This is a genomic window from Streptomyces hainanensis (assembly GCF_004348415.1).
GTDB lineage: Bacteria > Actinomycetota > Actinomycetes > Streptomycetales > Streptomycetaceae > Streptomyces > Streptomyces hainanensis.
Genome location: NZ_SMKI01000815.1, coordinates 1 through 1,470, shown reverse-complemented (window position 1 = coordinate 1,470; position 1,470 = coordinate 1). Strand labels below are relative to the sequence as shown.

2 protein-coding genes are annotated in these 1,470 nt (G+C 72.0%); both read right to left on the bottom strand.

What is annotated here, in order from left to right; genetic code table 11:
* The coding region (sepX, locus tag E1283_RS37880) for a divisome protein SepX/GlpR (RefSeq protein ID WP_165956377.1) at positions 1-828 on the bottom strand (828 nt) is incomplete at its 3' end.
* 153 nt (positions 829-981) lie between these two features.
* Positions 982-1,470, bottom strand: a 489-nt coding sequence (locus E1283_RS36160; RefSeq protein WP_132822385.1) for a GNAT family N-acetyltransferase, incomplete at its 5' end; no start/stop codon positions are given.

Below are 1,470 nucleotides of genomic sequence, written 5' to 3'. Positions count from 1 at the left end.
GGCCTGGGGGGAGGCGGCCGTGGTGGAGCGGGCCGAGGACCAGGTGTCGGGGGCGTCGAGGTCGATGCCGCGGTTGGTGCGGGGGGCGACCGGCGCGTTGACGTAGGTGGGCAGCGGGACCGGTGCCGGGTCCCAGCTCTGGGGCTCGTCGTCGAGCGTCGGCTGGCGGCGGCGCTGCTGGTCGACCCACTCGGCGTGGTCGGTCTGCTCGACGATCGCCTTGGACGGCTTCTCCGGCATCGCCGCCGAGCTGGCCTGGGTGCGCTGGCGGAGCCGGCGGGCGGCCTCCTCGGCGCGGCGGCGGTCGATGGCGACGGCGGTGCGCTTGCGCTCGGCGCGGCGCACGTGGACGACGTACGCCGTGAGCAGCACGGCCGGGACGGCGGGCAGCCAGAGGAACCGGGTGCCGGCGGTGACGGTGACGATGCCGCCGAGGGTGAAGGCCAGCAGCAGGATCATGGTCGTTCGCCGGCGGCGGGCCAGGACCTTGGCGCGGCCGCTCAGGGCGACGGAGACGGACGCCGCCGCCGGAGCCGGCTCCTGGATCGGCGGCTCGAGGTGGGCGTCGGTGATGGGCTCGGCGAAGGCGCGGACGTCGGCGTGGACGTCCGGCTGGGCCGGCGGGGCGTCGTCGGCGTCCGGCTCCGGCGTGTCCCCCTCCGCCGACTGCTCCGACGCGCGCTTGCGCGTCAGCAGCCTGATGGCGGTGCTGAAGCGTTCCGTCGGCCGGGCCTCGTTGAGCTCGTCCTGCCTGCGGAGCCACATCGGCACGAGATACGCGGCCCAGGCCCCGACGATCATTGCGAAGATGAGGCCACTGCTGCTCACCCTCACACCGTAGAGGGGTTTGCGCGAGTCCATCTGCCAAATGGCTCGGTGTGTCGCACGATCAGGCCGTCATCCCGGGTATTTCTTCCGATTGTTACCCGGGGGGTCACGGTCGGTCAGTGTCTCCCGAAAACAGGTATTCGAATATCTGTTTTATTTCTGGGGAGTTCGCTGTGCGTCGTGCCAGCGGGTCAGCAGGCCCTCGGGGACCTCCTCGGCCGTGAGGGCGAAGACCAGGTGGTCGCGCCAGGCGCCGTCGATGTGGAGATAGCGGGGGCGCATGCCCTCCTCGCGGAAGCCGAGTTTCTCCACCACGCGCCGGCTGGGGGCGTTCTCCGGTCGAATGCAGATCTCGACGCGGTGCAGCCCGAGCCCGAGGAAACAGTGGTCGGTGGCCAGCGCCACGGCGGTCGGCATGACGCCCCGGCCGGCGGCCGCGCGGTCGATCCAGTAGCCGATATGGCCGGAACACATGGAGCCCCAGGTGATGCCGGCCACCGTCAACTGCCCCACCAGACGCCCCCGATGGGTGACGACGAACGGCAGCATCCGGCCGGCCTGCGCCTCGTTGCGGAGATGACGGACCATCTGCCGGAACGTCGGCCGCCGTGGCGGCACATGGCCGGGCGGCGGGGGCGGGAT